The organism is Abiotrophia sp. HMSC24B09 (assembly GCF_001815865.1).
GTDB lineage: Bacteria > Bacillota > Bacilli > Lactobacillales > Aerococcaceae > Abiotrophia.
On sequence record NZ_KV822210.1, the window covers coordinates 70,641 to 96,376 of the forward strand.

Below are 25,736 nucleotides of genomic sequence, written 5' to 3' on the forward strand. Positions count from 1 at the left end.
GCGATCGTTTGCGTCCCGCCTAGCAGGAGGGACCTTTTTAGCCAGCAAATTATCTGCCAAGGAGGCAAGTCATGACCCTAGTCAGTGTCAAAAACCTCTCCTTCTACTATGATCGGGAGAAGGTCCTTAATGAAGTAAACTTTGAAGTCAACCCGGGCGAGTTCGTCATTCTGACCGGGGAAAATGGGGCGGCCAAGTCCACCCTCTTGAAGAATATCCTAGGCCTACTTAAGCCAGCGTCAGGAACGGTCACGATTGCCAAGACTAATGCCCTAGGCAAGCCCTTGTCTATTGGCTATGTGCCACAGAACGTCAACTCTTTTAATGCTGGCTTCCCTAGCCGAGTTCAGGAGTTTGTCGAGTCCGGTCGTTATCCAAAAGGGCGTTGGTTCAAGCGCCTAGATGCCCATGACAAGGAACATGTGGATCGGGCCCTATCGGCTGTCGGCATGAGCCATTTGCGCCATAAGAAAATCGGAGAATTGTCAGGCGGTCAGAAGCAACGTATCTGCCTAGCGCGGGTCTTCGCTACTGATCCGGACTTCTTCGTCTTAGATGAGCCAACCACCGGTATGGATATTGAGTCCCGACGGGCCTTCTACCGGCTCTTACGCCATGCCTGTAAACATCACGGCAAGTCCATCCTCATGGTGACTCATGCCGACCAAGAAATTGAAGGTTTCTATACCCGAGAAATCCGACTAGTGAGAGAGGAGGGAACCCCATGGAGATGTTTCAGCTTGACTTCATCCAACGCGCACTCCTAGCAGGCCTGGCTATTTCTTGCATTACGCCTATTATCGGCCTCTTGCTGATTCTGAAGCGCCAATCCATGATGGCCGATACTTTGTCCCATATCTCCTTAGCGGGGGTAGCCTTGGGAATGATTTTGCGGGTCAGTCCAACGGTGACCACTCTACTAGTCGTCATTGTGGCTTCGGTCTTACTAGAATATTTGCGACTCATTTACCGCGACTTCTCCGAAGTGTCGGTGGCCATTATGATGGCTGGAGGTATGTCGGTGGCCTTGGTGCTTATGAATCTTAACCGCAACGCCTCAAACTTTAAGATTGAGCAGTTCCTTTTCGGTTCTATTATTTTGATTTCACCTCAAGAGGTAATTCTCTTGGCCGTCCTAGCGGGCATTGTCTTGGCCCTCTATCTGCTCTTCCGTCGCCCCCTCTATGTCATGAGTTTTGATGAAGCAACGGCGCATACGGCGGGTCTGCCTGTCAAGTTCATGTCCATTCTACTGTCTGTTGTGACAGGGGTGGCCATTAGTGTCATGATGCCGATTGTGGGGGCCTTACTGGTCTCTGCCCTCATTGTAATCCCGGCGGCCACTGCCATTAAGCTGTCCTCAAGTTTCAGACAGACTATCTTGATTGGCTTTGTTATTAATGTGGTAGGGATTATCGCTGGTTTGATGGCCTCTTACCATCTGAATACACCGCCAGGAGCTTCGATTACCCTGGGCTTTGTTATCTTATTCATGCTTATTTCGCTAGGCCAAGGCATTCTGAGCTGGTGGCGGAATCGTAACTAGTTGTGTGATGCTCCGATTGAGTCAATAGATTCAATCGGATTTTTGTTTTTATTTCACTAAATAGACAACAATGATTTGATAGTCAATATAATGCGCGTAAGTTATATATTGAGAGTATGGCTTGAGTGTTTTAGATGCTTCATGAGCATGTTTTGTATATAGGCGCGCACGCCTAGGCTTTCTAAATGTCTAGACCTATAGCGAAAAAATTCATGAGTAGAACGAATATTGTGAAAAATAACTATGTAAAAGGCTCAAGTATCTGATATAATAGAGTCAAACCAAAAAGGAGTTGTGTATCATGGGTGTAGAAGCCAAGAAATTTAAACGCAATCATCGGATTGTTTTCATATGCCAGTACTTAATGGAACATCCCAATCAGCTAGTCACCTTGTCCTTCTTTGCAGACTACTTTGATTCTGCCAAGTCCTCAATCAGTGAAGATATTAACTTTGTACGTGACGTTTTCCAAGAGAATGATTTAGGGGATATTCGGACTGTAGCAGGGGTGTCCGGCGGCATTATCTTCTACCCCACCATTCAAGATCGTGACTTGAAGGATCTTTTTCAGCGTGTCGCTAAGAAAATGGAGTCCGGCAAGCGGGTCCTGCCTGGCAACTATATTTATATGGGCGATGTCTTGCAAGATTCTGACATTCTTAACCGTTTAGGTAAGTTGATTGCCTCTCGTTACCAACGTAGTGGCGTGGATGCTGTTATGACCATTGAGACCAAGGGGATTGGCTTGGCAGTCGCTGTTGCTCGCTATCTCAATGTCCCTCACGTGGTGGTGCGTCGTGACTCACGTGACGCTGAAGGGTCAACTATTTCTATTAGCTATCTATCTGGCTCTCTGCAAACCGTCAACAAGATGGAGCTATCCAAACTAGCCTTAGCGCCTAGAAGTAAGGTTTTGATTGTTGACGACTTCCTCCGCAATGGGGGGACTATTTTTGGTCTCTTGTCTATGCTGGATGAATTTGAGTGTCAGCTAGCCGGTGTCTGTGTCTTTGCGGAGAATACGGACCAAGAAAAGCAAAAATTGCCACCTCACGAGTCCTTGATGAAGATTCAAATGGTCTATAACCCAGAAATCGAACATTTTGAGCTCTATACGGAACCTGGCAGCTTCTTCACAGAAGGAGAGGCTTTCGAACCATTCACAACGTCTCTACACTAGAAAATAACAAATTGATAAAAAAAGATAATTCGATTGGATATCTGCGCCTGAAATCGGTATAATAGTATCGGTAGATTACGAAATCAACGTGCCATGTCGTACGTAGTAAGCAAAGGAGTATGATGAATGGAGAATCGGATGGCAGTCATTCTAGCTGCAGGGAAGGGCACACGCATGAAATCTTCCCTCTATAAGGTGCTACACCCCGTGTGTGGTTTGCCTATGGTAGCCCATGTGGTGCGAGCGGTTGAAGCCAGCGGTGTCAATCAAATCGTCACCATCGTGGGGCATGGAGCGGAAGCTGTACAAGCCTACTTGGGCGATAAGTCTAGCTATGCCTTACAGGCAGAACAACTAGGGACAGGCCACGCAGTCTTACAGGCAGAAGCTGCCTTGGGACATTTAGCGGGCAGCACTCTGGTGATTTGTGGTGATACACCGCTCTTAACTGCTGAGACTTTATCGGCCCTTTTTGACTATCATCAAGCGCAAGGGGCAGGGGCAACCATTTTGACCGCTGTTACCGAAGACGCGACAGGTTACGGACGGATTGTCCGTGACGCTGAGGGACAAGTTCTGAAGATTGTGGAACAGAAGGATGCCACAGAGCAAGAGGCGCTGATTCGTGAATTCAACACGGGGACCTATGTCTTCGACAATCAATTATTGTTTGATTGCCTCAAACGTGTCGGCAACGACAACGCCCAAGGCGAATACTACTTGCCGGATGTCATTGCTCTAGCCCGTCAAGCAGGGCGGACTGTAGCTGCTTACGTTATGGCAGATGAGACCGAAGCCATTGGGGTTAACGACCGAGTAGCCCTAGCGGAAGCGACCCAATCTATGCGCCGCCGCATTAATGAATATCATATGCGCCAAGGCGTGACCATGATAGATCCAGCTTCAACCTATATTGAAGCCGATGTGGTCATTGGTTCAGATACCATTTTGGAAGCTAATGTTAGCCTCAAGGGCCAAACCCGTATTGGGGCTCAGTGCCAAATCGGGGCCAATACTGAAATCCATGACAGCCAATTAGCGGATGGCGTATCTGTGACCCAATCCGTTATCGAGTCTTCGACGGTCGCCACTGGTGCTACTGTGGGACCATTTGCCCACCTGCGACCAAATAGCCACCTAGGCCAAGATGTTCATATCGGCAACTTCGTCGAAGTCAAGAACTCTACCTTAGGGGCAGGCGTCAAGTCAGGCCACCTAACCTATATTGGCGATGCTGACCTAGGTCGTGATATCAATATCGGTTGCGGCACCATCTTCGTCAACTATGACGGCAAGAAGAAGCACCGTTCAACTGTAGGTGACCAAGCCTTTATCGGCTGTAATGCTAACATTGTCTCACCAGTTAAGATTGGCGACCAAACCTTTATTGCGGCGGGTACCACCGTGACACGCGACGTGCCAGATCAAGCCTTGGCCATTTCCCGTGTCAAGCAAGACAACATTCCCAACTATTGGCAAAAATTTAGCAAAAAGTAATTTTTAGGAGGAACCATTGTGGGTAAACATTATAAAGATCCGAAGTTGAAGATTTTCTCTTTGAGTTCAAACCGTCCTTTGGCAGAGAAGATTGCAGAGGCAGTTGGTTTAGAACTAGGGAAAATTAGTATTTCGCGTTTTTCAGACGGTGAAGTCAAGGTCAACGTGGAAGAAAGTATTCGGGGGGCGCACGTCTACATCGTGCAGTCGACTTCTGACCCAGTCAACGACAACTTGATGGAACTCTTGATTATGATTGACGCTTTACGCCGGGCAAGTGCCAAGACTATTAACGTAGTCATGCCATACTACGGCTATGCGCGTCAAGAACGTAAGGCTCAGTCGCGTGAACCAATTACCGCTAAATTAGTTGCTAACATGATTACTATTGCCGGGGCAGACCGTGTCTTAACCTTAGACTTGCATGCACCGCAAATTCAAGGCTTCTTCGATATCCCAGTGGACCACTTAATTGGGGTGCCACTCTTAGCTGACTATTTCTTAGAAAAAGGCCTCTTCGGGGAAGATGTCGTGGTTGTTTCTCCTGACCACGGTGGGGTAGTGCGGGCTCGCAAACTGGCCGACTTCCTCAAGTCGCCGATTGCCATTATCGACAAACGCCGTCCGCGTCCTAATGTCTCTGAAGTCATGAACATTATCGGGGATGTGGCAGGCAAGAAATGTATCATTATCGATGACATGATTGATACCGCAGGGACCATTACCTTAGCGGCAGCCGCCCTCCTAGACAAGGGTGCTGATTCCGTCTATGCTTGCTGTACCCATGCTGTCCTATCTGGTCCAGCTGTCGAGCGCTTAGATGAATCTGAAATCAAAGAAGTCATCGTGACTGACTCTATCCAACAACCAGAAGGTCGCCACTTAGACAAACTCCAAACCATTTCTGTCGGCAACTTAGTCGGGGAAGCTATCAAGCGTATCCACGAAAACCGTTCAGTAAGTCCACTCTTCCAAGAAAAATTCAAGTTGGAAGATTTAAGCAAGGAAGACTAATCCTATTCCAGTCTAGAAAGGAAGAACCCCATGAAACAATTCTTCAAAAAAATGGCCGCTCTTTTAATGGCCCTGACCCTGATTTTCATCTCTTTACCTAAAGTACAAGCAGAAGATTTAGCAATCTCTGAACTTTTAGGCCGTAGCTATGAAGCCTACCGCGGCCTTAAGAGCTTCCACACCCAAGGGACGCTCAAGGCTGCTATTGATCGTCAGACCCAGCATATGGACCTAGGCCAAGTGCAAGTCGATGGTTATGTTGATATCCAAAACCTAAACGTTGATCTGAAAATGGTCATTGATTCAATTTTCCTACCGCAATTCCGCAATGTTCGTTGGGGTGTGAAGGACAATCAAACCTTCTATGAAATTGATGATCGCATTGCCCAAGTGGAAGACACTAGCGCGGAAAAAGCTGATCTTAAGAAAACTTTAGAGCGTGAAGGTTTCAACTTCCCTGCCAAAGACGAAGTCGTTAAGGCTTTGGCTCAACATGATGAGCTAATCAAGCAAATTTTCAAGCTCACTGAGACAGATAGCGAGTATGTACTTAGTCTTCGCGATGATATTGATGCCAAGAAACTCTTCGATGATAACAAGGCTGCTTTGGATGAATTTAAGCAACGAATCTATGATGAGATGGAAGAGCGTGGCGAAAAAGTGTCGCCAAGCTACAAGGCACAAGTTGACCGTTTCTATAGTGCTGAGACCTTAAGCAAGTTCTTGGAAAGCAAGCCGGTTTATGAAGTTCATTTTGCTAAGGATAGCTACCTGGTGACATCTTATAAGGTGGAAGTGACCTTGCGCTTCACAGACTTCCTAGATAGCAAAGAAGTTGAACAATTTGGTCTCTATAGCTTCTACTACAATGCAGAAATGACCTTCGACGGCTTCAACGAGAGCCGCGAGATTAGAGTGCCAGAAGAAAAATTACCTGGTTCAGAGTCTGAGTCAAGTCGCTTGACAGAATCAAGTGAAGACAGCTCTTCAAGTTCTGCTTCAGAATAAGGACAATTTTCTAGCAGCCCCTAGGGGTTGCTTTTTTTTGTAGAGCCAAGGCTAGGGACGAACTTTCCTTGCTTTAGACCCTGTGTTTTGTTCGGAATAAAGGGCTTTTTCTCGGTCTAAAGTATGAAATTTATATGAAATCGAGGGCTTTTGGTTGTAATTTGAGCTGAGCGCGTTATAATAGGAACATGTAAAATCTTTTACGTAAAGGAGAATGATGATGAAATCCATCAAGAAATTTTTTGCTGTAACAGCTGTAGCTGCTACTGTATTCGCTACTACCCCTGCTACTACTGCTCACGCTGTAGGTTTGAATGAACTCTTCAGCAAAGCAGATGCAGCTTTGAAGACTGTGAAGTCTGTAGAATTGAAAGGTGACTTAGCTGTTGCTTTTGACCAAAACGGGACTAAAGTTAACTTCGCTAACGTTAACTTTGAAACAGAGTTAGACTTAGAGAACGTTCAAGGTGAAGGTAAAGTTGAGATTGCAAGCCAATTGTCTCCATCTGCTCAGAAACAAGCTTTCCAATTGAAAGATGACACCTTATCAACTCAAACTGGCGATAAAGATTGGACAAAGGCAGACTACTCTGCGCAACGTAACCAATTCAAGACAGCTCTCCAAAACGCAATGAAAGAAGCATACAAGGATTTAACTCCTGAACAAGAAGCTACTTTAGGTCAATACTTTGAAATCAAAGAAGACGGCGAAGACTATGTTTACGCCCTCAAACAAGGCATCGACGGGAAGAAATTCTACGAAGATAACAAAGCAACCTTCGAACGCGTTAAGGAGCAAGCTTTAAAACAATCAGAAGCTAACGGTCAATCTGTATCTGATCAACAAAAAGCAACCTTCGACAAGCTTTTCAGCGCTGATACCATGGAAAAATTCTTTGCATCAAACCCTAAAGTAGAAATTCGTTACAACAAATCTACTTTCTTAGTTTCTAAGGTTACCCTTGATGTTAACTTGAAACCTGCTGACTTCTTACCAGCTCAATCAGCTCAAGGTGCACCAGGCAATATCGCTGTGCAAGCTAACTTAGAAGCTAAAGACTACAACCAACCAATCGAATTAGAAAACCACTAATCCGTAATGAAAGCACCCCTAGGGGTGCTTTTTTGTAGCTTGCTAACTGGTCGCTAGCAAAAAACGATGGTTATTCTACTGATGTCTGATTTATAGGAGGAAAGACTTGAAGTCTAAGCTCTAAAGTGTTAGCATAAAATTAACAGGAGTTTGACTAGTCAACTCCTGCAATGTAACTGAGACTAAGAGGAGGAATGAAAATGAAAAAATTAGTCAAAGTGTTAGTAGTCTTCTTGGCTTTCTTTAGCCAATTACCTTTCGCTGCAGCTCAAGATGCTGCCCCATCTTTCGCTGATTTGATGGCCCAAGCCAACGAAGCAGCACTCAAGTTGGAGACTTTCCACTTGGAATCTAGCCTGTCCGTTATTGGTACTACTAAGACTACACCACGTAGTTTAACGGCTAACCTAACAGGTGACGTGGATGTTAAGAATGCTGAACTCCAAGGTTCACTTGATTTACAATTGCCACCAACCACCAATGGCCAATTTGAGGCAGTGGTAAAAGGTGCCAAAGCCTTCTTCCGTGAAGGAGACAAAGACTGGCATGTATCAGATGTTTCCGTCAACAAACAAGAATTCCAAAAAGCTTATGCCAAGTTTTTAGAAGTAGCTAAGACAAATTCTGAGTTAGACAAAGAATTTAATACAGCTCTTTCTGAATTATTCAATGTGGAAGCAAAAGATGACGAGTATCAAGTTTCCCTCAAACAAAACATTGATGGTGCTAAGTTCTATCAAGATCACGAAGCCCTCTTCAAGAAATTGCAACAAGCGGCTCTAGACCAAGCTAAACAAGCAGGTCAAAACGTTAGCGAAGAAAGCTTCAGCAAGGTCTTCACTGCTGAGAACTTCAAGAAGTTCTTCGAATTGAACCCTAGCTTGGTAGTGAGCTATGATAAAGAAACTCACTTCATCAAAGCTTTCAACCTTGTCCTTCATGTAGACGTGGCTCAAGTAAATCCTAAATTGGCTGAGGGCGACGACGCACCACAAACAGTGGATGTGACTTTCTCTGTGACTGTAAGCAACCACAACCAACCAGTTGATATCAAGGAACCTGAAGCAGGGGCTGGCAATGCTAATTCCGCTTCATCTTCTGAAGAATAAGCAAGCAATAAGGCTAGGACTTGGTCCTAGCTTTTTCTTGTCTAGGATTTATTTTAGCATCAAAAGTGCTCAGGATTGCTTGTCCTCTAAGCCTTAAGGTATAATGAAGAGGTAGATGAATCCTGGAGGGATAATATGAATATCAAAGCAATTGCCAAGGAAGTCTTAGAATTCCTGGTTTACTTAATTATTATGGTAGCGGCGGTTTTCGCCTTGCGTCATTTTGTGGTGGAGTCCTTCCGTGTGGATGGACACTCGATGGACTATACTTTACAACATGATGAACGTCTCTTTATGTGGAAACTGGCTAAAATCGAACGTTTCGACGTGGTAGTTATTAAGGCGCCGAGCGACCCTAGCAAACGTTACATCAAAAGGGTCATTGGCGTGCCAGGTGACACCATTGAAGTGCGCGACGACAAACTTTACCTCAATGGCGTGGCTACTGACGAGCCATACTTAGCTGAGAAGGTGAAGGAGTACCAGGCAGCCAATCCAAATGGCAACTTCACGCAAAACTTCACCCTAGCTCAAGTTGCAGGAGCTAGCACAGTGCCAGAAGGTAAGTACTTCGTCTTGGGGGATAACCGTCAGAACTCACTAGACGGCCGTTCCTTTGGCTTTATTGATGCCAACACGGTCGAAGGGGAAGCCGATGTCAGCTATTGGCCTTTAAATCGCCTAGGCCTCTTGCAAAAGTATAAATTAAATGATGCGGGGCAAATTGTGAACCGCTAAGTGAGTCAGGTCCAGGGACGCAGTCCTGGACCTTTTTTCTTGCTAGGAGCCAGCAGAGGACAGCTTGACAAAGGGCTTAAAAATGCGTATATTTATAGCTGTAAATAGACTAGTACAGTCCCTATGGTTTTAGAGAGTGCGTCCTTGGCTGGAAGATGCATACCCTCTGGTGGCTTGGAACCTACTATTGAAGAGAACAAGTGGGTTGGCCTCCTTATCGGCTATAAGTTGGCCGGCGTCTATGTCGGCAAACAAGGTGGTACCGCGGAGTGACTGTGCTTCGTCCTTGATTAAGGATGGGGCACAGTCACGATTTTTTGTAAGGAGGTTTACCAGATGGTAACAAGACAAGAAGATTTCTCAAAATGGTATTTACAAACCATTCAACAAGCAGATTTAATGGACTACTCGCCAGTGCGAGGCTGTATGATTTTTAAACCAGATGGCTATGAAATCTGGGAACATATCCAAAAAGCCATGGATGCTCGTTTCAAGGAAGAGGGCATCCGTAATGCCTACTTCCCAATGTTAATTCCTGAATCATTCTTCAACAAGGAGAAGGATCACATCGAAGGCTTTAGCCCAGAATTACCATGGGTAACGGAAGCAGCAGGGGAGAAGTTAGAAGAACGTTTGGCCTTACGTCCAACATCTGAGACCATTATTGGGGATGCCTTCTCTAACTGGATCCAGTCCTACCGTGACCTACCACTCGAAATCAACCAATGGGCCAACGTGTTCCGTTGGGAGAAGAAGACCTTACCATTCTTGCGGACCTCTGAGTTCCTCTGGCAAGAAGGCCATACGGCTCACGCTGACGGTCAAGAAGCCTTGGACCGTACCATGCGTATGCTCCAAATCTATAAGGAAGTCGTGGAAGGTGTCTTGGCGGTGCCAGTGGTAGATGGTGAGAAAACACCTTCTGAGCGCTTTGCCGGGGCAGTGAGCACCTTCTCCATTGAAGCCATGATGCAAGATGGCAAAGCTGTTCAAGCCGGGACTTCCCACTACATGGGGACCAAGTTTGCGGAGGCTTTCGACATCCGTTACCTCAATACTGATAACGAGCACGTTTACGCGCACACCAGCTCCTTCGGGGTATCCACTCGTTTAATTGGGGCCATGATTATGACTCACGGCGACGACAAGGGCTTGGTCTTGCCACCAGCTGTTGCCCCAACTCAGGTAGTCTTCGTTCCAGTAGGCCCATGGCAAAAGAACCCAGCCATTCTGGACAAAATCCATGAATTACAGGCACAACTCAAAGCTGCAGGTATCCGTTGCCGCGTAGACGACAGCAACAACTCACCAGGTTTCAAATTCAATGAATGGGAACTTCGCGGGGTGCCAGTTCGGATTGAGTGTGGTCCACGCGACTTAGAAAATGCGCAAGTCATGATGAAGGCTCGCGACTTAGATGACAAAGTAGCCGTGCCATTTGACAACTTCTTGGCGAGCGTTCAAGCGGAATTGACTGGCTTGCAAGGGCGACTCTTAGAAAAGGCGCGCCAAATGAACCAAGCCAACTACTATATGGACATCAATAGCTTAGACGAGCTCAAGGCCCACATCGAAAGCAAGCGAGCAGCTGGCCAAGTGCCTGGTTGGGTGTTAGCAGGTTGGGATGGCACTGAAGAGAGCGAAGCCAAGATTAAGGAAGAAACAGGCTTCACCACGCGTAACATTCCATTTGCAGGTCAAGTGCCAGAGAAAGCAACCTGTATCGTGACAGGCCAACCGGCTAAACACACCGTATGGTTGGCGCGGGCCTACTAAGAAAGAAGGAAGCTAAGATGGAGGCTAAGTTTTGCCGCGAATCACGAGCGGTGCAAACCCACCGTATTCTACCTTTCCATTGTAATATGCACCAAACCCTCTATGGCGGTCAGCTCATGGAATTCATTGATAACTGTGCCAGTATTACAGTGTCCCGCCATACGCGCAGTCTCTGTGTGACGGCCTCGATGGACCAGCTCAACTTTATCCGGCCTCTGCACTTGTCTGACTCCGTCTGTGTGGAAACCATTGTCACAGGTACCGGCCGTACCTCGGTTGAAGTCTTTGCCAAGGTAGTAGGGGAACGACTTGAGACGGGGGAACGTTATTTAGCAGCGACGGCCTTCTTGACCTTTGTGGCCATCGATGAGACGGGGGCTTCGGTTGAGGTCGCCCCTATTCAGCCAGAGGGCCCAGAGGAAATTTTCGTCTGCGCAGGCTACCCAGAACGCCAGGCCAAACGCATGGCCGAACGCCAAGCATCGGCTCAATTCCAGTCAGGCCTCAACTTAGATTTTCCCTGGGATATCCACTAAGGTCTGTCTGACGCCAGGTGCTAGCTTTTCTAGTTAAGGGCCAAATTTATTCTTTACATTTGGCAGAGAATTAGGTATGATATTAGTGTTGCACCGAGTGCAGACAAATAACTCTAGACTAGCAAATAGCCTAGGGCAGAAAGGAAGTTCATAAATGAGACCAGATATTCATCCAAACTACCAACCAGTTGTCTTCATGGACACTACTACTGGTTACAAATTCTTGTCAGGTTCAACGAAAACTTCTAACGAAACGGTTGAGTGGGAAGATGGCAACACTTACCCATTAATCCGCGTGGAAATTTCGTCTGATTCACATCCATTCTACACTGGGCGTCAAAAATTCACCCAAGCAGATGGTCGTGTGGACCGCTTCAACAAGAAGTACGGCTTCAACAAATAAGCCACTATTCTATCCACAGAAGACTAAGAGCCCCTCGGGGCTCTTTTTTGATTTTACTTAACAATCTTTCGCAAAGCGTGACAAGACAAGGTTTTTGGCTTATAATAGAGGACGAGACTAAAATTCGAAAGGATGTTTTTTTATGAGTACATTATGGACTGTTTTAGGGATTATTGCTGGGATTGTGGTCCTATTAGTAGTCTTCTGGGCATCTGTCTACAACCGTTTAGTTCGTTTACGTAACTGGTCTGAAGAGAGCTTCAGCCAAGTAGACGTGCAACTCCAACGTCGTAACGACTTAATTCCAAACTTAGTGGAAACAGTCAAAGGTTACTCTAAACACGAGAGTGAAACCTTAGATGCCGTAGTGAAGGCACGTCAACAAATCGTCAACTTGCCAATGGATGCAACACCTGAGCAAAAGAACGAATTATCAAACCAATTGACAGGCGCTTTATCACGTTTATTGGCTGTAGCAGAAGCTTATCCTGAGCTCAAAGCTAACCAAAACTACTTAGACTTACAACGTAGCTTGGAAGAAACCGAAGACTTGATTGCCAAAGCACGTCAAATCTACAACTCAAGCATTGGCCAATACAATACTGGGATCCAAACCTTCCCTAACAGCTTGGTAGCTGGCTTAAGTGGCTTTGCACCAAAGGCTTACCTACAAGCACCAGCTGAAGCAAAAGAAGCACCAAAAGTAAGCTTCTAAGTCTAAACTTGCTCCCATTATATTATTGACTTACTAGCTAGCATGGAAAGGAGGCATGAGATGAAACGGGTTAACCTCTATGTGCATTATGACTCGGTTACCAACTATATGATGACCCGGGCCCTAAGTCTGACTAGTGACGACTTTAGTGCACAGAATTTACCTAATAACTTGATTTTGGCAGAAGCGCCGGCTAATTTTGGTCGCTTTGATGTGCAGACCAACTTCAAGATTTTGCGGGGACGGTCAGAAGTCTTACGGTATATGGAGACAGTCCAAGCCCAGAAGCTGCGGATGTCTAACTGGATTGACTTCGAATCCATTGAACTCATGCATCAATTGACTCCTCAGGAAATTGCGGAATTGCTTTACCTCTTCCACTCTTCCAATGTCCTGCGCTCAGCTTTCTTCTATAAGTTGCAGAACAACTTTGTCTATCTCACTTTACCTAATGGGCTCAACAAGCTCTTCTATCGGCATATTCAAGACTTCTACCCGCGCTTCGCTCGGAATATGACCGAACGCATGACGGAGCTAGTCAATGAGAATAAGAACCTCTTCTTCTCTAAGCGTCAGACCGTATCTCTTTTGCCTGCGCACGTAGCTGAGGAATTGGCTCCCTTATTTGCTAATGGTATTAAAGTAGACTTTGTGCAAGCTCACTACCTAAATGGAAAATGGTTAGTTCCCCTATTTGTCATTGAAGATGAATTGACCTTGCTCTCCCAGAATCAGAATTTGGCTGAGCAGATTGGGGAGATTGTCTATGATACTAGTGCCAGCCATTGGCGCCTAGTATTGAATATCTAAAATTGATGGAGGAACTTTACATGAAAATCGTCTTACTCTATGGTGGGCAGAGTGCTGAACATGATATTTCCTTGATTTCAGCACATAATATTATGCAGTCCATCATGTACAATTACTATGAAGTACAACCAGTTTATATTACCAAGCAAGGAGACTGGCTCAAGGGGGCTCCTTTATCAGGTCCGCTTAGCCACTCTAATCAACTTGCCCTAAGCGCTGGTCCGCAAGCACGTTGGGCTGAGGGGCCAGAGGGTCAATCAGTCGGGACCTTAATTCAACCTGGCGACATTAAGGAAGCAGATACCATTGTCTTTCCTATCTTACATGGGCCTAACGGCGAAGATGGGACCATCCAAGGTTTCTTGGAAGTCTTGGGTATGCCTTATGTCGGGGCTGGCGTGACTGCTAGCGCCTGCGGTATGGACAAGGTCATTTCCAAACAACTTTTCCACCAAGCTGGCTTACCACAAGTGCCATACGTGGCCTTTGATTCTCGTGAATGGGCTCAGTCCCCTGAGGAATGGATGAATCGCTGCGAGGGCAACTTGCTCTATCCGCTCTTTGTAAAGCCTGCTAATATGGGCTCTAGCGTGGGGATTTCTAAAGCCACCACAACCGAAGAGCTGCGTGCAGCCGTAGAGAAAGCCCTGCAATTTGACCGTCGCATCGTGGTGGAACAAGGGATTTCTGCTCAAGAATGCGAAGTAGCAGTTCTAGGCAACGATGACGCACACGCTAGTGTAGTCGGCCGTCTGGTTAAGACCGCTGATTTCTATGACTACGATGAAAAGTATGTCAACAACACAGTTGAAATGGAGATTCCGGCTCAATTGCCAGACGCCATTAGTGACAAGATTCAAGAATATGCCCTACGCGCCTACCGCGCATTGGATGGCAAGGGCTTGTCGCGGGTTGACTTCTTTGTGACGGCTAGCCACGATATCTATATCAATGAAATTAACACCATGCCAGGCTTTACCCCTTACAGCATGTATCCTTGTCTTTGGGAAGCGACCGGGCTTAATACCCGTGACTTGATTGAAGAGCTCTTGCAGTTAGCGCTTAAGAGCTTCGAAGACAAGCAAGCTTATAAACAAGTAAGTCGTTAAAGACAAAACCACATGGCAGATGCCGTGTGGTTTTCTTTGTCGCACAAAAACTTTATCAGAAAGGAAGTTAGCTGTGTCAGTCACTGCCAAACGCGTTTCCAACTACGAATTATTTTATGACTTGGTCTTTGTCATGGCCACTTCGTCTATGGTGGGCATGTTCCATCACGTTGGGGAGCACTCGCCTATTGGAGCTTTAGATATCATCCAATTTGTGGTGGTCAACATTAGTTTCTGGAGCCTATGGTTTACTCAAAATATCTATATGAATAAGTACAGTCGCAGGGACCGTAATGATATTTACTCCCTGATTCTGTCCATGTTAGTCATCGGTAATCTGGCCATCAACTTGCATGCTGAATGGCGCACGACTATCCTTAATTTTAATGGGCTGAGTCTCCCAACATATTTTGTATTTAATGGCTTATTAATCCTAGCTTATGCCATTATTTTGCTTCAGTACTGGCTGCATGGTCGCCGCTATAAGGTTTGCACGCCAGATATGGCAATGCAAATGCGTCTGATAGTCTTCGTAATCGTCATTCTCTTATTGACTTTGCCGCTTATCGCAGTGCTTCCTGTTGAGATGGGAGTCTATGTTTATGGGCTAGCCTATCTCTTGATTGTAGGGGTGCCTCTATGGATTGAGCGCTATAACAATCATGATGCCATGAACTTTCCCCATTTGGTTGAGCGGATGCAGCTGATTACGATTCTGACCTTTGGGGAAGCTGTTATTAGTGTAATTCGAACTTTCCCTCTGAGTCAGAATGTCTGGCTAGCGCTTGTGACCTTTGCCTGTCTGGGGGCAGCCTTTATTAATTATGTCTCACAAACGGCCATTTCCTTGGAACATAACCAAAAGAATAGTCCAACCCTTTTAATTTCTGCTCATCTAGTACTCTTAATGGGACTCAATATGTTTACGGTTGGAATTGAGCTAACAACAAGTGATTTAGCCTATTTGACTAGCCCCTTCTTAGTCTTGCTAGGCCTGGTGATTTATCATCTTTGCCTACTCTTAACCTCTCGCTATAACAAAGAAGAGCTGCGTTTGACCCGGCGCTTGCTATTACAATATGTAGGGTTATTGGCTCTAGGCGTAGGCTTGGCTTGGTACTTCCGGGACAGCATTTGGATCTTCTTCTCTGTTATTGCCCTTATGGAGTATGCCATGATGCGTGTGGGTTATCTTCATAGACGAGACTGGATTCGTCAAAACCTCAAATTCTAATGAGAAAAGCGAAGTGCAGAAGCACTTCGCTTTTTCTTAGGCATTGAGGGCCTGAATAATGTCTGCGATTAAATCTTGCGGGTCTTCAATCCCTACGGATACTCGTAGTAAGTCGGCTGTTAAACCATAAGACTCGCGAATGTCTTGCGGGATGTCAGCATGGGTTTGGGTGGTTGGATAGGTGATGAAGCTTTCGACACCCCCTAAGCTCTCCGCAAAGGTGAAGACCTTGAGAGCGCGTAAGAAGCTGTCTACCTTGCTGGCATCTTGAATCTTAATGGACATCATGGCACCGCGACCAGGGTAGAGTACTTCTTTGATTTGCGGGTGTTGGCTTAGGGCTTGGGCTAGGGCCTGAGCATTGGCTTCTTGCCGGTCTAATCGCAGGGACAGGGTTTTAAGTGAGCGGATAAAGAGCCAACAGTCAAAAGGTGACAAGGTTGGGCCTGTTGTGTTGGACAACCAGACTAGTTGCTCGCCCAAGCTAGCATCCTTGGCCACCACCACACCAGCCAAGATGTCGTTATGGCCAGTCAGGTATTTGGTGCCTGAATGAATGACTAGGTCAGCCCCTAATTCTAGGGGACGTTGACGTAGGGGCGTCAAGAAGGTGTTGTCCACGATAAGGCGTGTTTGGTGGTGTTGACAGAGTTGGGCCACAGCCGCCAAATCAATTTCCTGCATTAGCGGGTTGGTAGGTGTCTCGACGAAGACAGCAGCTACTTGGTCGCTAATTAAGGAGGTCAAGTCTTCAAAATCTTGGAAATAAGTAAATTGATAGAAGCCTTGCGCTTGGAGCTTATCGAAGTAGCGGAAGCTGCCCCCATATACGTCTCGTGTTACCAGGAATTGACTGCCAGCTGGGAAGAGGCCCAGGACTAGTTGGATGGCACTCATACCAGAAGAGGTCACCACTGCTTGGGCGCCACCTTCGAGGGCAGCCAGGCCTTCTTCTAAGACCGTACGAGTAGGGTTTTTGGTTCGGGTATAGTCAAAGCCTGTACTTTGGCCCAAACCGGGATGGGCGTAGGCGGTAGACAGGTGAATAGGCAGGGAGACCGCGCCAGTTTGTTTATCTTGTCGGTTGCCCAGTTGGGCTAGTTGAGTGTCGCGATGGGTCATCAGGGTCAACTCCTTTATGGATTAATAGGTCAAAGAAAAAGCCCGACGCACAGGAAAAGGCCTGCGCGCCGGGACGAATCTTCGTGGTACCACCCGATTTTGTACTTGCCTCACAGCAAGCACCTTGGTAAGTCTAAGACTTGGCAGTAACGTTGCGAACGTCTCACTGGCTGAAAAACAGTGAAATTCTCAGAGGTCATCTTGGGTCAAGGTGGCCACCCCTTTGCAGCAACTAGGGCTCTCTATAGACCGTGGCTTGACTTACTCATCTCGTCATCGAAGTAGTATTTGCCTCAGTGTAACACGAAAGCAGAAGCCTGTCAACAGAGCCATTTTGTCCTGAGTCGACTAATATGACTGTCATGGGCTTTAATCATATTATTACCTCTCGGTGGCAATTCTTGACCTTGAACCACTAGGGGCTATCCAGTATAATAGAGACTATATTGGTGACCAATTGGACTGAAAGGGAGGCACTATAATGGCGCAAAAAAATACAAAAAAATCTTGGGTTTGGCTTCAGCTAGGCTATTTAGTCTTGTGTCTTTTAGTCGGTGCTGCAGTTGGCTTGCTGATTGGGCGCTTCTTCGGTTCTTCACTGGCCAATCAGATACGTCATGTGTCCATTACCTATTTGCTGGCGACCTTTATAGTGAGCACGATTTTACATATTATTATTCATGAAGGGGGCCATTTGCTTGGTGGTCTGCTGACGGGTTATAAATTTGTTAGTTTCCGGGTCATGGATTTAAAATTGGAAAAATCTGAGTCAGGTGGCTTTAAGTTTCGTTGGCAACATGTGGCCGGAACAGGTGGCCAATGTTTGATGCGCCCACCACGCTATCAAAGTCAACATTTTCCCTTTAGGCTCTACTTAGCGGGTGGATTTCTGGCCAATATTTTGACTAGTGTCTGGGCCTATTGGCTCTGGCCTAATATCTATGTCTTTGTCTTTGCTAGTCTAGGGATTTTAATGGGCCTGACTAACGCCATTCCCATGAGTTTTAATGATGGCAAAAACTTACTTTTATTGAGCAAAAGTGAATTAAACCGCCTGGTTCTCTTCATAATGTTAGAAGATAATTACTGGGCCAATCGTGGTAAGTCTTATGATGAGAAATATCGCTATCTACGGCGTGTTACTATTAATGAGACGAACTTCTTGACTGATGCTACGATTTTCTATGACTTAGAGCAACTAGTGGATCAGGGTCAGTTCGAAGAAGTCTATATCCTGGCTAAGAAAATCTACCAGGAACGGGAGGATATGGTGACGCCCTATCGTCAGGAAATCTTGCGTCTCTTATTTTTTGCGGCTAGCCTACAACATCCGGAAGATCCCCTGATTACGACCTTACTGGAAGATCCACTCTTAGTGGCCATGCTGAAAACCAAGCGACCAGAAAATTCAACGGCCCAGGCCGCCTATCACTGGCGGGTCAAGGGTGATATGGTAACGGCTCTGGAGCATTTGGCGCAAGCTAAGAAACGACTACCTCGTGCCCATAATCTTAGAGCCCAGGAGCAGGAAGCTCGCATTATTGATTACCTGGAAGAGAAAATCCAGGCAGAACAAACCAGCAATAATTAAGAACCTCAAGAATCGGCTACTAAACCGATTCTTGAGGTTTTTGGTTAAGTCAGAATACAGGACTAAAAAAACGGACGTTTACATATAGTAGGCGCTTTTTGTTCGGAAAAGCTTTACTTTGAGCAGGATAATCGCTATATTTAGATTAAACAATTTGAAAGGAGTGACAGTATGAACTGGTTCATATTAATTGGTATTGTTATTATTGTCCTTGGTTTTTCGCTTAAGTTGGATACCATGGCGGTCTTAATTGTAGCAGCCCTATCCACAGCCTTGGTGGCTGGTATTAACTGGCAAGAGGCGCTAATTCTCTTGGGGGAGAACTTCGTCAAGAACCGTTTGGTCACCATCTTCTTGATTCCAATTCCTATGATTGCTATGGTAGAGCGCTTCGGCCTGCGTCAACAAGCCCAGCATCTGATTAGTAAGCTCAAGGGCTTGACGGCACCTATTTTGCTTTATACCTATGTCTTGATTCGTGAGGTGTCCCTAGCCTTCCATATCCCTCTGGGTGGACATGTTCAGTTCGTTCGCCCCTTGATTTATCCTATGACCGACGCCACTGTGCGAGAAAAATGCGGCGATGATTTAAGCGATGAGGAGGTTGACGCTATTAAGGGTAAATGTGCGGCCGTAGAAAATATCGCCAACTTCTACTCTCAAAATATCTTTGTCGGTTCTTCAGGGGTCTTGCTGATTATTTCTACTTTAACTGAAGCAGGTTATGATGCGGCGGCAACAGATGTTGCCAACACAGCTCTGACTGTAGGGATTGCTAGCTTAATCGTGGTAGCACTCTATATGGCATACTGGCAGCAAAGTCTGAATAGAAGGGGGAGAAAATAATGGAAATCACTGCAGTACGTGATCTGATTTTAGAATTCGCTTATTACATTGCGGGGGTAATCTTCTTCCTGTCAGCCTTCTATGTTTATCGCTCAGATAGTAAGACTCGATTGGGGGCTACCATCTTCTGGAGTCTCTTAGGGGTTATTTTTGCCTTTGGGTCTTACTTGCCACCATTTATAGTAGGGGTTCTGTTAGTAGTCATGGCGATTTTAACTGTGACTAAGCAAGTGACTACTCCTAGTCTTCATACGGTGTCCGATGCTGTGAAGGAGGAACGTGCTAAGCGCTATGGCTTATGGATTTTCTTGCCTTCTCTGACCTTGGCCTTAGTTGCCGTCTTGTTAGTTTACAATGTTAAAGGTTTAGGGGGGCAAGCGCCTTTAGTAATTGGTGGCTTAATTTCCTTGGCGGTTGCTTTGATTATGTTACGTCCTAAGCCAAAAGAAGTCTATGATGGGACCACTCAGATGACGCTACAAATGGGGGTAACCATCATTCTGCCTCAATTACTTGCTGCTCTGGGAGTTATCTTTACCAAGGCACAAGTAGGAACCTTGATTTCGACAGCTGTAGCCTCAGTGGTGCCAGCGGAGAATCGTTTGTTAGGTGTAGTAGCCTATGTTTTAGGGATGGTAATTTTCACCATGATTATGGGGAATGCCTTCGCAGCCTTTACAGTAATTACGGCAGGGATTGGGATTCCGTTTGTTTTCGCTTTGGGAGCTAATCCGGTGGTAGCCGGCACCTTAGCTATGACAGCGGGCTATTGTGGGACCTTGATGACACCGATGGCAGCCAATTTTAACTCTATGCCTGCTTCTCTCTTAGAAATGAAAGACCCGAATGGCGTCATCAAGCAGCAAATTCCTGTTGCGCTTGTCATGATTGTCTTGCACATTGCCTTGATTTACTTTATGGCATATTAGAATAGGAGATCAACTTATGAAAATTTTAGTAACAGGTTTCGATCCTTTTGGCGGAGAAGCCATTAACCCCGCCTGGGAAGCCGTTAGTCGCTTACCTAAGGAAATTGAGGGTGCTGAGATTGTGACGGTTCAGATTCCAACCGTTTTTGGTGATTCGGCTAAAGTCCTCTTTGAAGCAGTTGAGCAGCTCCAACCCCATGCGGTGGTCTGCGTCGGTCAAGCGGGCGGTCGCTTTGGCATTACGCCTGAACGGGTAGCCATTAACGTGGATGATGCGCGAATCGCTGATAACAAGGGCCAACAACCTCTAGATACAGTCATTCAAGCTGACGGGGCGCCAGCCTACTTTACGACCTTGCCGGTTAAGGCCATGGTAGAGGCAGTTAAGGCAGCGGGCTTGCCTGCTAGCCTATCTAACACGGCTGGGACCTTTGTCTGCAACCATATTATGTATCAGAATCTCTATTATCTGGCTAAGCATCATCCTAATACTCAAGGGGGCTTCATTCATGTCCCTTATGTGACGGAACAAGTGGTAGACAAGCCGGGTCAAGCCTCTATGGCTTTAGCTGATATTGTTAAGGGACTGACGGTCTGCTTAGAGACTCTTGTGGCCTACCAAGGCAAGACGGATGCTCGACTTGTGGGCGGCGAAACCCATTAATAACAAAAAATGAAGCCAACCCAGGGTTAGGCTTCATTTTTTTTGTCTGAACTTGCTTCTGTTTCCTTAATGATATAGATTGGACGCCGTTTGGTTTCCATAAAGATTTTACCGATATAGTTACCGATAATCCCTAAAGATAGGAGTTGGATACCTGAGAAGAAGAGGATGATGGAGACAATTGAAGGCCAACCAGCCACTCGGTCGCCGAAGAGAAGGGCTCTTACGATAATAACAACTAAGAAAAAGGCTGAAATTAGGCAGGTGATGGTCCCCATAATGGAGGCTAAGGTCAAAGGAGCCTCGGAGAAGTTAATAATGCCATCAATGGAGTAACGCAGCAATTGGAAGAAGTTCCAACTAGTTTGGCCAGCTACCCGGTCACGGTTCTCGAATTCTAGGTAGATTGTATCAAAGCCCACCCAGCTGAATAAGCCTTTGGAGAAGCGATTGTATTCTGATAATTCCAAGATGGCGTCCACCATTTGGCGAGTCATTAGGCGATAGTCGCGCGCCCCATCTACGATTTCGGTCTGGCTAATGCGATTGATGATTTTGTAGAAGAGACGGGCGAAAAAACTACGAATGGGTGGCTCACCCTTGCGGGTAGTCCGTCTAGTCCCGACGCAGTCTACCTCTTTGCTTTGGATAAGTTCAAACATCTGTGGAAGGAGCTCCGGTGGATCTTGTAGGTCAGCATCCATTAAGGTGATGTAGTCACCACGACAGGCTTTGAGTCCAGCAAAAATGGCGGCTTCTTTACCGAAATTACGAGAAAAGGAGAGGTATCTCACTCTGTCAGGATGCTTTTGATGTAAGTTACGTAGGACAGTTAGGGTCTCATCCTTTGAGCCGTCGTTAACAAAAATATATTCTGTTTGGCAGCCAAGGCCTGTGATCACTTCTTCGGTCGCAGCAAAGAAATATGGGATGGCATCTGCTTCATTGTAGCAGGGCACAATAATAGATAACATGCTGATTCCTCCTATCCTATCTCGTGACTATTATAGCACAGAGACCTTACTATTGCGAGGTTTGTGGCGAAAGCCTGCGCCTGGTCCTTGTATCAAGTGATGATAAAAATGCCTGAGGAGAAATTATGTTAGCTCAAATGAAATAGCTTACAAACAGTTCAAAATATGCTAAAATAAAGTTGGCATCCATTCGATGATGGATAGCGAATAGAATATCGCCCCACTAGGGGTGTTAGGGGAGTCTTACAGATGAAAGAACCAATCCTGGTCATCATGGCAGCCGGAATGGGCAGTCGTTATGGTGGCCTCAAACAGCTTGATTCAGTCGGACCAAGAGGGGAGGTTATGCTGGATTATTCGCTCTATGATGCGAAAGAAGCAGGCTTTAAGAAGGTTATTTTTATCATTAAACCCGACATGGCCGAACGATTTAAGGCCCAAGTTGGCGACCGTGTAGCACAATATATGACAGTAGAATATGCCTATCAGAAATTAGAAGATTTACCGGCGGGTTTTGCTGTGCCGACTAGCCGAACCAAGCCTTGGGGGACCGCCCATGCGGTTTGGTGCGCGCGAGACCTGATTGACGCGCCTTTTGCGGTTATTAATGCCGATGATTTCTATGGCCGGCATGCCTTCCAATCAGTCTATGATTATTTGGTTAAAATGCAGACCTATCGTAATCCACGTTATAGTATGGTGGGTTATCCTCTCAAGAAAACTATCTCGGCTAACGGGGCGGTTTCGCGTGGCCTTTGCCAGATTAATGAGTCAGGCTACTTAGTTGAAATCGAAGAGCAGACTCAGATTGAAGCCTATCCAGAAGGGATTCACTATACGCAAGACGGCTTAAACTGGGTGGATGTAGATCCAGAAACCATTGTGTCCATGAACCTCTGGGGCTTCCCCGAAGCTTTCATCCAAGTTATTGAAGGCTATCTACCAGAGTTCTTGGAGAAGGGTCTTCGGACTAAACCTGATAAATGTGAGTACTACCTACCAAGTGTAGTTCGCAAACAAATTAAGTCTGACCAAGCCAGAGTCAAGATTTTAGAAACCCAATCCCAGTGGTTTGGGGTCACCTATCAAGAAGACAAACCTTTAGTGGTAGAAGCCATTGAAAGCTTGACTCAGTCAGGTGTGTACCCAAGCCCCTTGTGGCCAGAAGTTTAGGATAGCAGTAAAAGGAGTGAAGCATATGTCAACCGTTCTAGCGACCGATTCGCCGGCCTACTTGGCCTATCAAGCTTATGATTTACCAGGGAACTTGCTTGCCCTAGAGCCCTTAGGCAACGGCCTGATTAATAAAACCTACCGCATCCAACAAGGGAATCATCAAGGCTGGCAAGGGGAGTATGTCCTCCAAGAAATCAACCAGTCTATCTTCCCAGATGTGCCCGGACTTATGCAGAATATCTTGGCCGTGACAGATTATATGAAGGGAATTATCAGTCGCCGTGGTGGCGACCCCGAACGGGAAACCTTGACGGTTGTGCTTAATCGTGAGGGCTTACCATATACGCGCTTGGAAGATGGGACCTATTGGCGCATCTATGAGTTTATTAAGGATAGCTTCAGCATTGAACAAGTCACCAATGAGGACGAGTTCTATCGGGCTGGCCAAGCCTTTGGGGCTTTTGCCGCTGATTTAGATGATTTTGATGCTAGCCAGCTGACTGAAGTCATTCCCAAATTCCATGATACTCGTCATCGCTATGCTCAGTTTGAAGAGGCCATCGCCCAAGACCGTGCGGGACGTGTGGCAGAGGTTCAGGAATGGATTGATTTTGTACGAGCCCGCAAATCTGATTGCTACCTGCTCTATGACTTGCTAGATGCAGGCCAATTACCTCTGCGCGTGACCCACAATGATACCAAGCTCAATAATATTCTCATGGATGCTAGCACTGGCCAGGCCCTCTGTATCGTAGACTTGGATACCATTATGCCAGGTCTGGTGCTCTTCGATTATGGGGATGCCATTCGCTTTGGGGCCAACCATAATATGGAAGACGAGTCGGATTTGAGCAAGGTCCAATTTGATGCCCATTTATTTGAAGTCTATACGCGCGGCTTTTTGAAGGGGATGGGGGATCGCCTAACCACCTTAGAAATTGAATTGCTGCCTTGGGGGGCACGGGTCATTACCTTGGAGCAGGGGATTCGATTCCTGACCGACTACCTCAATGGCGATATCTATTATGGCACCAGCCGTCCAGGTCAGAATTTGGATCGGACAGCTACCCAGTTGACCTTAGTGGCTCAGATGGAAGCTCAATGGCCAGAGCTTAAAGCCATTGTAGCGCGCGCGGCTCAAAGTCGCTAATCACTAATAAATGAGACTCGAAAATGCCGACTGAGTCGGCATTTTTGCTTGGCATTGAATAAGTCAAAAAAGTTTTTATGGCTTTAAGTAGATTTTAAGTAAGCATCCTATACTTAAGCTATCAACTAAAACAAAAGAGTTGACGAAAGGATGATTAAGATGTAAAAACTACATAAAATTGCCGCACTCACTACTTCTGCTTTTATCTTAGCGCAAGCCAGTCTCATGACGCTGACGCTTAATACCCCACTTGTTCAAGTTCAGGCAGCACCACCTCAAGCACCTCCAGGTGGAGGCGGAGGATTTGGTGGATCTGGCACCGTTAATCAAGGGACGACTGCTACTGAAATTACCGAGGACGGCACTGTGACCGATACTCAGTATAGCTCTACTGGTGATGATGAAAATGCCCTCAGAGTAAGTAATGCTAAAGTGACCTTAACAGGCGTCAAAGTGGATAAGACAGCAGGAGCAAGCTCTAACACAGAAGACGGTGACTTCTACGGGATGAATGCTGGCTTACTAGCAACAGATGGTGCCACCGTGACCATCAAAGATGCGACCGTTAATACCAGCGCTCAAAACGGGAATGGGATTTTCTCCTATGGCCAAGGCACGACGGTGAATGTAGCGGATACGACCATTACAACCACGGCTGACAACTCTGGTGGGATTCAGACGACAGGGGGCGCGACTATGAGTGCGACCAACTTGACCGTCGAGACAGCCGGGAACTCAGCAGCTGCTGTCCGGTCAGACCGGGGTGGTGGCACAGTAGTGGTTGATGGCGGGACCTATACTTCTAAAGGTTACAACTCACCAGCCATTTACTCAACGGCCAATATTACAGCTAAAAATGGGACCTTCACAGCTCAGAACTCTGAAGCCCTCGTAATCGAAGGGCAAAACTCGATTACCTTAGAGAATGCGACAGTTGAAGGCAATATGAGTGATACCAAAGGTAGCAGCTCTGATACCAATGTCCACAATGTCATGATTTACCAGTCTATGTCTGGGGATGCTGAAGTCGGTAAAGCTGCCTTCACCATGACGGATGGGAACTTGATTAGCAACAATGGCGATTTAATCTATGTCACCAACACGCATGCTGACATTAACTTAAGCAATGTCACCATCAAAAACCTGGATACAGAAGGTCGACTCTTAGCTGTCTTAGGGAATGATGCTAGCCATGGTTGGGGGACTGCCGGTGCCAATGGCGCTAACGTCACCATGACAACCCAAAATCAAACTTTGGAAGGCGCAATTGAGGTCGATACCATCTCTACCTTGAATTGGACCTTAGGCAAAGGCACCAACTTTACCGGCACCATCAAAATCGTCGATAACGCAGATGGGGGTACGGCAGTTGCGGATAATGCAGTGGTCACAGTAGAAGAAGGGGCGACTTGGAACTTAACTGGGGATGTCACCTTGACTAGCTTAACCAACAACGGCACGATCAACTTCAATGGCCACACCATCACCTTAGCAGACGGGACTGTCCTTAAATAAG

The 25,736-nt window shown here is 46.3% G+C and carries 25 protein-coding genes; 23 read left to right on the forward strand and 2 right to left on the reverse strand.

Annotation, left to right across the window (positions count from 1 at the left end):
- Positions 1 to 71: 71 nt before the first annotated feature.
- From HMPREF3093_RS06600 to HMPREF3093_RS06675, 16 genes are all read left to right on the forward strand, one after another.
- On the forward strand, positions 72 to 767 hold the full coding sequence (locus HMPREF3093_RS06600) for a metal ABC transporter ATP-binding protein (RefSeq protein WP_023391323.1): 696 nt from the start codon (positions 72 to 74) through the stop codon (positions 765 to 767).
- Positions 725 to 1,546 carry a metal ABC transporter permease gene (locus HMPREF3093_RS06605; RefSeq protein WP_070756208.1) on the forward strand — a complete coding sequence of 274 codons (822 nt, stop codon included), beginning with the start codon at positions 725 to 727 and terminating at the stop codon, positions 1,544 to 1,546. Before HMPREF3093_RS06600 ends, HMPREF3093_RS06605 begins: the two co-directional genes overlap by 43 nt.
- 301 nt (positions 1,547 to 1,847) lie before the next feature.
- Positions 1,848 to 2,726 carry a pur operon repressor gene (purR, locus tag HMPREF3093_RS06610; protein WP_070756209.1) on the forward strand — a complete coding sequence of 293 codons (879 nt, stop codon included), beginning with the start codon at positions 1,848 to 1,850 and terminating at the stop codon, positions 2,724 to 2,726.
- Positions 2,727 to 2,852: 126 nt separating this feature from the next.
- Positions 2,853 to 4,223, forward strand: coding sequence for a bifunctional UDP-N-acetylglucosamine diphosphorylase/glucosamine-1-phosphate N-acetyltransferase GlmU (gene glmU / locus HMPREF3093_RS06615; protein WP_070756210.1), 1,371 nt, complete (start codon positions 2,853 to 2,855; stop codon positions 4,221 to 4,223).
- Between the two features lie 18 nt (positions 4,224 to 4,241).
- Positions 4,242 to 5,237 carry a ribose-phosphate diphosphokinase gene (locus HMPREF3093_RS06620; RefSeq protein ID WP_070756211.1) on the forward strand — a complete coding sequence of 332 codons (996 nt, stop codon included), beginning with the start codon at positions 4,242 to 4,244 and terminating at the stop codon, positions 5,235 to 5,237.
- Positions 5,238 to 5,267: 30 nt separating this feature from the next.
- Positions 5,268 to 6,245: a hypothetical protein gene (locus HMPREF3093_RS06625; protein WP_070756212.1), complete on the forward strand. Its 978-nt coding sequence runs from the start codon at positions 5,268 to 5,270 to the stop codon at positions 6,243 to 6,245.
- Between the two features lie 220 nt (positions 6,246 to 6,465).
- Positions 6,466 to 7,338 carry a hypothetical protein gene (locus HMPREF3093_RS06630; protein WP_070756213.1) on the forward strand — a complete coding sequence of 291 codons (873 nt, stop codon included), beginning with the start codon at positions 6,466 to 6,468 and terminating at the stop codon, positions 7,336 to 7,338.
- A 200-nt stretch (positions 7,339 to 7,538) separates the two neighbouring features.
- The gene (locus HMPREF3093_RS06635) at positions 7,539 to 8,447 is read left to right on the forward strand and encodes a hypothetical protein (protein WP_070756214.1); all 909 of its coding nucleotides are present in this window, start codon (positions 7,539 to 7,541) and stop codon (positions 8,445 to 8,447) included.
- Positions 8,448 to 8,582: 135 nt separating this feature from the next.
- Positions 8,583 to 9,185, forward strand: coding sequence for a signal peptidase I (lepB, locus tag HMPREF3093_RS06640; RefSeq protein ID WP_023391315.1), 603 nt, complete (start codon positions 8,583 to 8,585; stop codon positions 9,183 to 9,185).
- A 336-nt stretch (positions 9,186 to 9,521) separates the two neighbouring features.
- Positions 9,522 to 10,961, forward strand: a complete 1,440-nt coding sequence (gene proS, locus HMPREF3093_RS06645; protein ID WP_070756215.1) for a proline--tRNA ligase — start codon at positions 9,522 to 9,524, stop codon at positions 10,959 to 10,961.
- A gap of 17 nt (positions 10,962 to 10,978) precedes the next feature.
- Entirely contained in the window at positions 10,979 to 11,497 is a 519-nt protein-coding gene (locus HMPREF3093_RS06650) for an acyl-CoA thioesterase (RefSeq protein WP_070756216.1), read from the forward strand.
- A gap of 154 nt (positions 11,498 to 11,651) precedes the next feature.
- Positions 11,652 to 11,900 (forward strand): type B 50S ribosomal protein L31, encoded by a 249-nt coding sequence (locus HMPREF3093_RS06655; RefSeq protein ID WP_023391311.1) that lies wholly within the window; start codon positions 11,652 to 11,654, stop codon positions 11,898 to 11,900.
- Positions 11,901 to 12,042: 142 nt separating this feature from the next.
- Positions 12,043 to 12,615, forward strand: coding sequence for a LemA family protein (locus HMPREF3093_RS06660; RefSeq protein ID WP_070756217.1), 573 nt, complete (start codon positions 12,043 to 12,045; stop codon positions 12,613 to 12,615).
- A gap of 60 nt (positions 12,616 to 12,675) precedes the next feature.
- On the forward strand, positions 12,676 to 13,425 hold the full coding sequence (locus tag HMPREF3093_RS06665; protein ID WP_070756218.1) for a hypothetical protein: 750 nt from the start codon (positions 12,676 to 12,678) through the stop codon (positions 13,423 to 13,425).
- A 20-nt stretch (positions 13,426 to 13,445) separates the two neighbouring features.
- Positions 13,446 to 14,534 (forward strand): D-alanine--D-alanine ligase, encoded by a 1,089-nt coding sequence (locus tag HMPREF3093_RS06670; RefSeq protein ID WP_070756219.1) that lies wholly within the window; start codon positions 13,446 to 13,448, stop codon positions 14,532 to 14,534.
- Between the two features lie 73 nt (positions 14,535 to 14,607).
- Positions 14,608 to 15,768, forward strand: coding sequence for a low temperature requirement protein A (locus HMPREF3093_RS06675; RefSeq protein WP_070756220.1), 1,161 nt, complete (start codon positions 14,608 to 14,610; stop codon positions 15,766 to 15,768).
- A gap of 36 nt (positions 15,769 to 15,804) precedes the next feature.
- Here HMPREF3093_RS06675 and HMPREF3093_RS06680 read toward each other — a convergent pair whose 3' ends face one another.
- Positions 15,805 to 16,890 (reverse strand): aminotransferase class I/II-fold pyridoxal phosphate-dependent enzyme, encoded by a 1,086-nt coding sequence (locus HMPREF3093_RS06680; protein ID WP_070756221.1) that lies wholly within the window; start codon positions 16,888 to 16,890, stop codon positions 15,805 to 15,807.
- A gap of 481 nt (positions 16,891 to 17,371) precedes the next feature.
- Here HMPREF3093_RS06680 and HMPREF3093_RS06685 point away from each other — a divergent pair, with 481 nt between their 5' ends.
- The 4 genes from HMPREF3093_RS06685 (at position 17,372) to pcp (ending at position 20,920) form a co-directional block, all read left to right on the forward strand.
- Positions 17,372 to 18,481 (forward strand): hypothetical protein, encoded by a 1,110-nt coding sequence (locus HMPREF3093_RS06685; RefSeq protein WP_070756222.1) that lies wholly within the window; start codon positions 17,372 to 17,374, stop codon positions 18,479 to 18,481.
- 171 nt (positions 18,482 to 18,652) lie between these two features.
- Positions 18,653 to 19,327 (forward strand): 5-oxoproline transporter, DUF969 family subunit, encoded by a 675-nt coding sequence (locus tag HMPREF3093_RS06690; RefSeq protein ID WP_070756223.1) that lies wholly within the window; start codon positions 18,653 to 18,655, stop codon positions 19,325 to 19,327.
- A 5-nt stretch (positions 19,328 to 19,332) separates the two neighbouring features.
- The gene (locus HMPREF3093_RS06695) at positions 19,333 to 20,256 is read left to right on the forward strand and encodes a DUF979 domain-containing protein (protein ID WP_143227688.1); all 924 of its coding nucleotides are present in this window, start codon (positions 19,333 to 19,335) and stop codon (positions 20,254 to 20,256) included.
- A gap of 16 nt (positions 20,257 to 20,272) precedes the next feature.
- Complete coding sequence (gene pcp / locus HMPREF3093_RS06700) at positions 20,273 to 20,920, forward strand: pyroglutamyl-peptidase I (RefSeq protein ID WP_070756225.1); 648 nt, start codon at positions 20,273 to 20,275, stop codon at positions 20,918 to 20,920.
- A 26-nt stretch (positions 20,921 to 20,946) separates the two neighbouring features.
- Here pcp and HMPREF3093_RS06705 read toward each other — a convergent pair whose 3' ends face one another.
- On the reverse strand, positions 20,947 to 21,894 hold the full coding sequence (locus HMPREF3093_RS06705) for a glycosyltransferase family 2 protein (RefSeq protein WP_070756226.1): 948 nt from the start codon (positions 21,892 to 21,894) through the stop codon (positions 20,947 to 20,949).
- A 249-nt stretch (positions 21,895 to 22,143) separates the two neighbouring features.
- Here HMPREF3093_RS06705 and HMPREF3093_RS06710 point away from each other — a divergent pair, with 249 nt between their 5' ends.
- The 3 genes from HMPREF3093_RS06710 to HMPREF3093_RS06720 all read left to right on the forward strand — a co-directional run bounded on the left by HMPREF3093_RS06710 (position 22,144) and on the right by HMPREF3093_RS06720 (position 25,735).
- Positions 22,144 to 23,067, forward strand: coding sequence for a nucleotidyltransferase family protein (locus HMPREF3093_RS06710; protein WP_070756227.1), 924 nt, complete (start codon positions 22,144 to 22,146; stop codon positions 23,065 to 23,067).
- Positions 23,068 to 23,092: 25 nt separating this feature from the next.
- Positions 23,093 to 24,220 carry a phosphotransferase enzyme family protein gene (locus tag HMPREF3093_RS06715; protein ID WP_070756228.1) on the forward strand — a complete coding sequence of 376 codons (1,128 nt, stop codon included), beginning with the start codon at positions 23,093 to 23,095 and terminating at the stop codon, positions 24,218 to 24,220.
- A gap of 225 nt (positions 24,221 to 24,445) precedes the next feature.
- Entirely contained in the window at positions 24,446 to 25,735 is a 1,290-nt protein-coding gene (locus HMPREF3093_RS06720; protein ID WP_143227678.1) for a hypothetical protein, read from the forward strand.
- Position 25,736 lies beyond the last annotated feature (1 nt).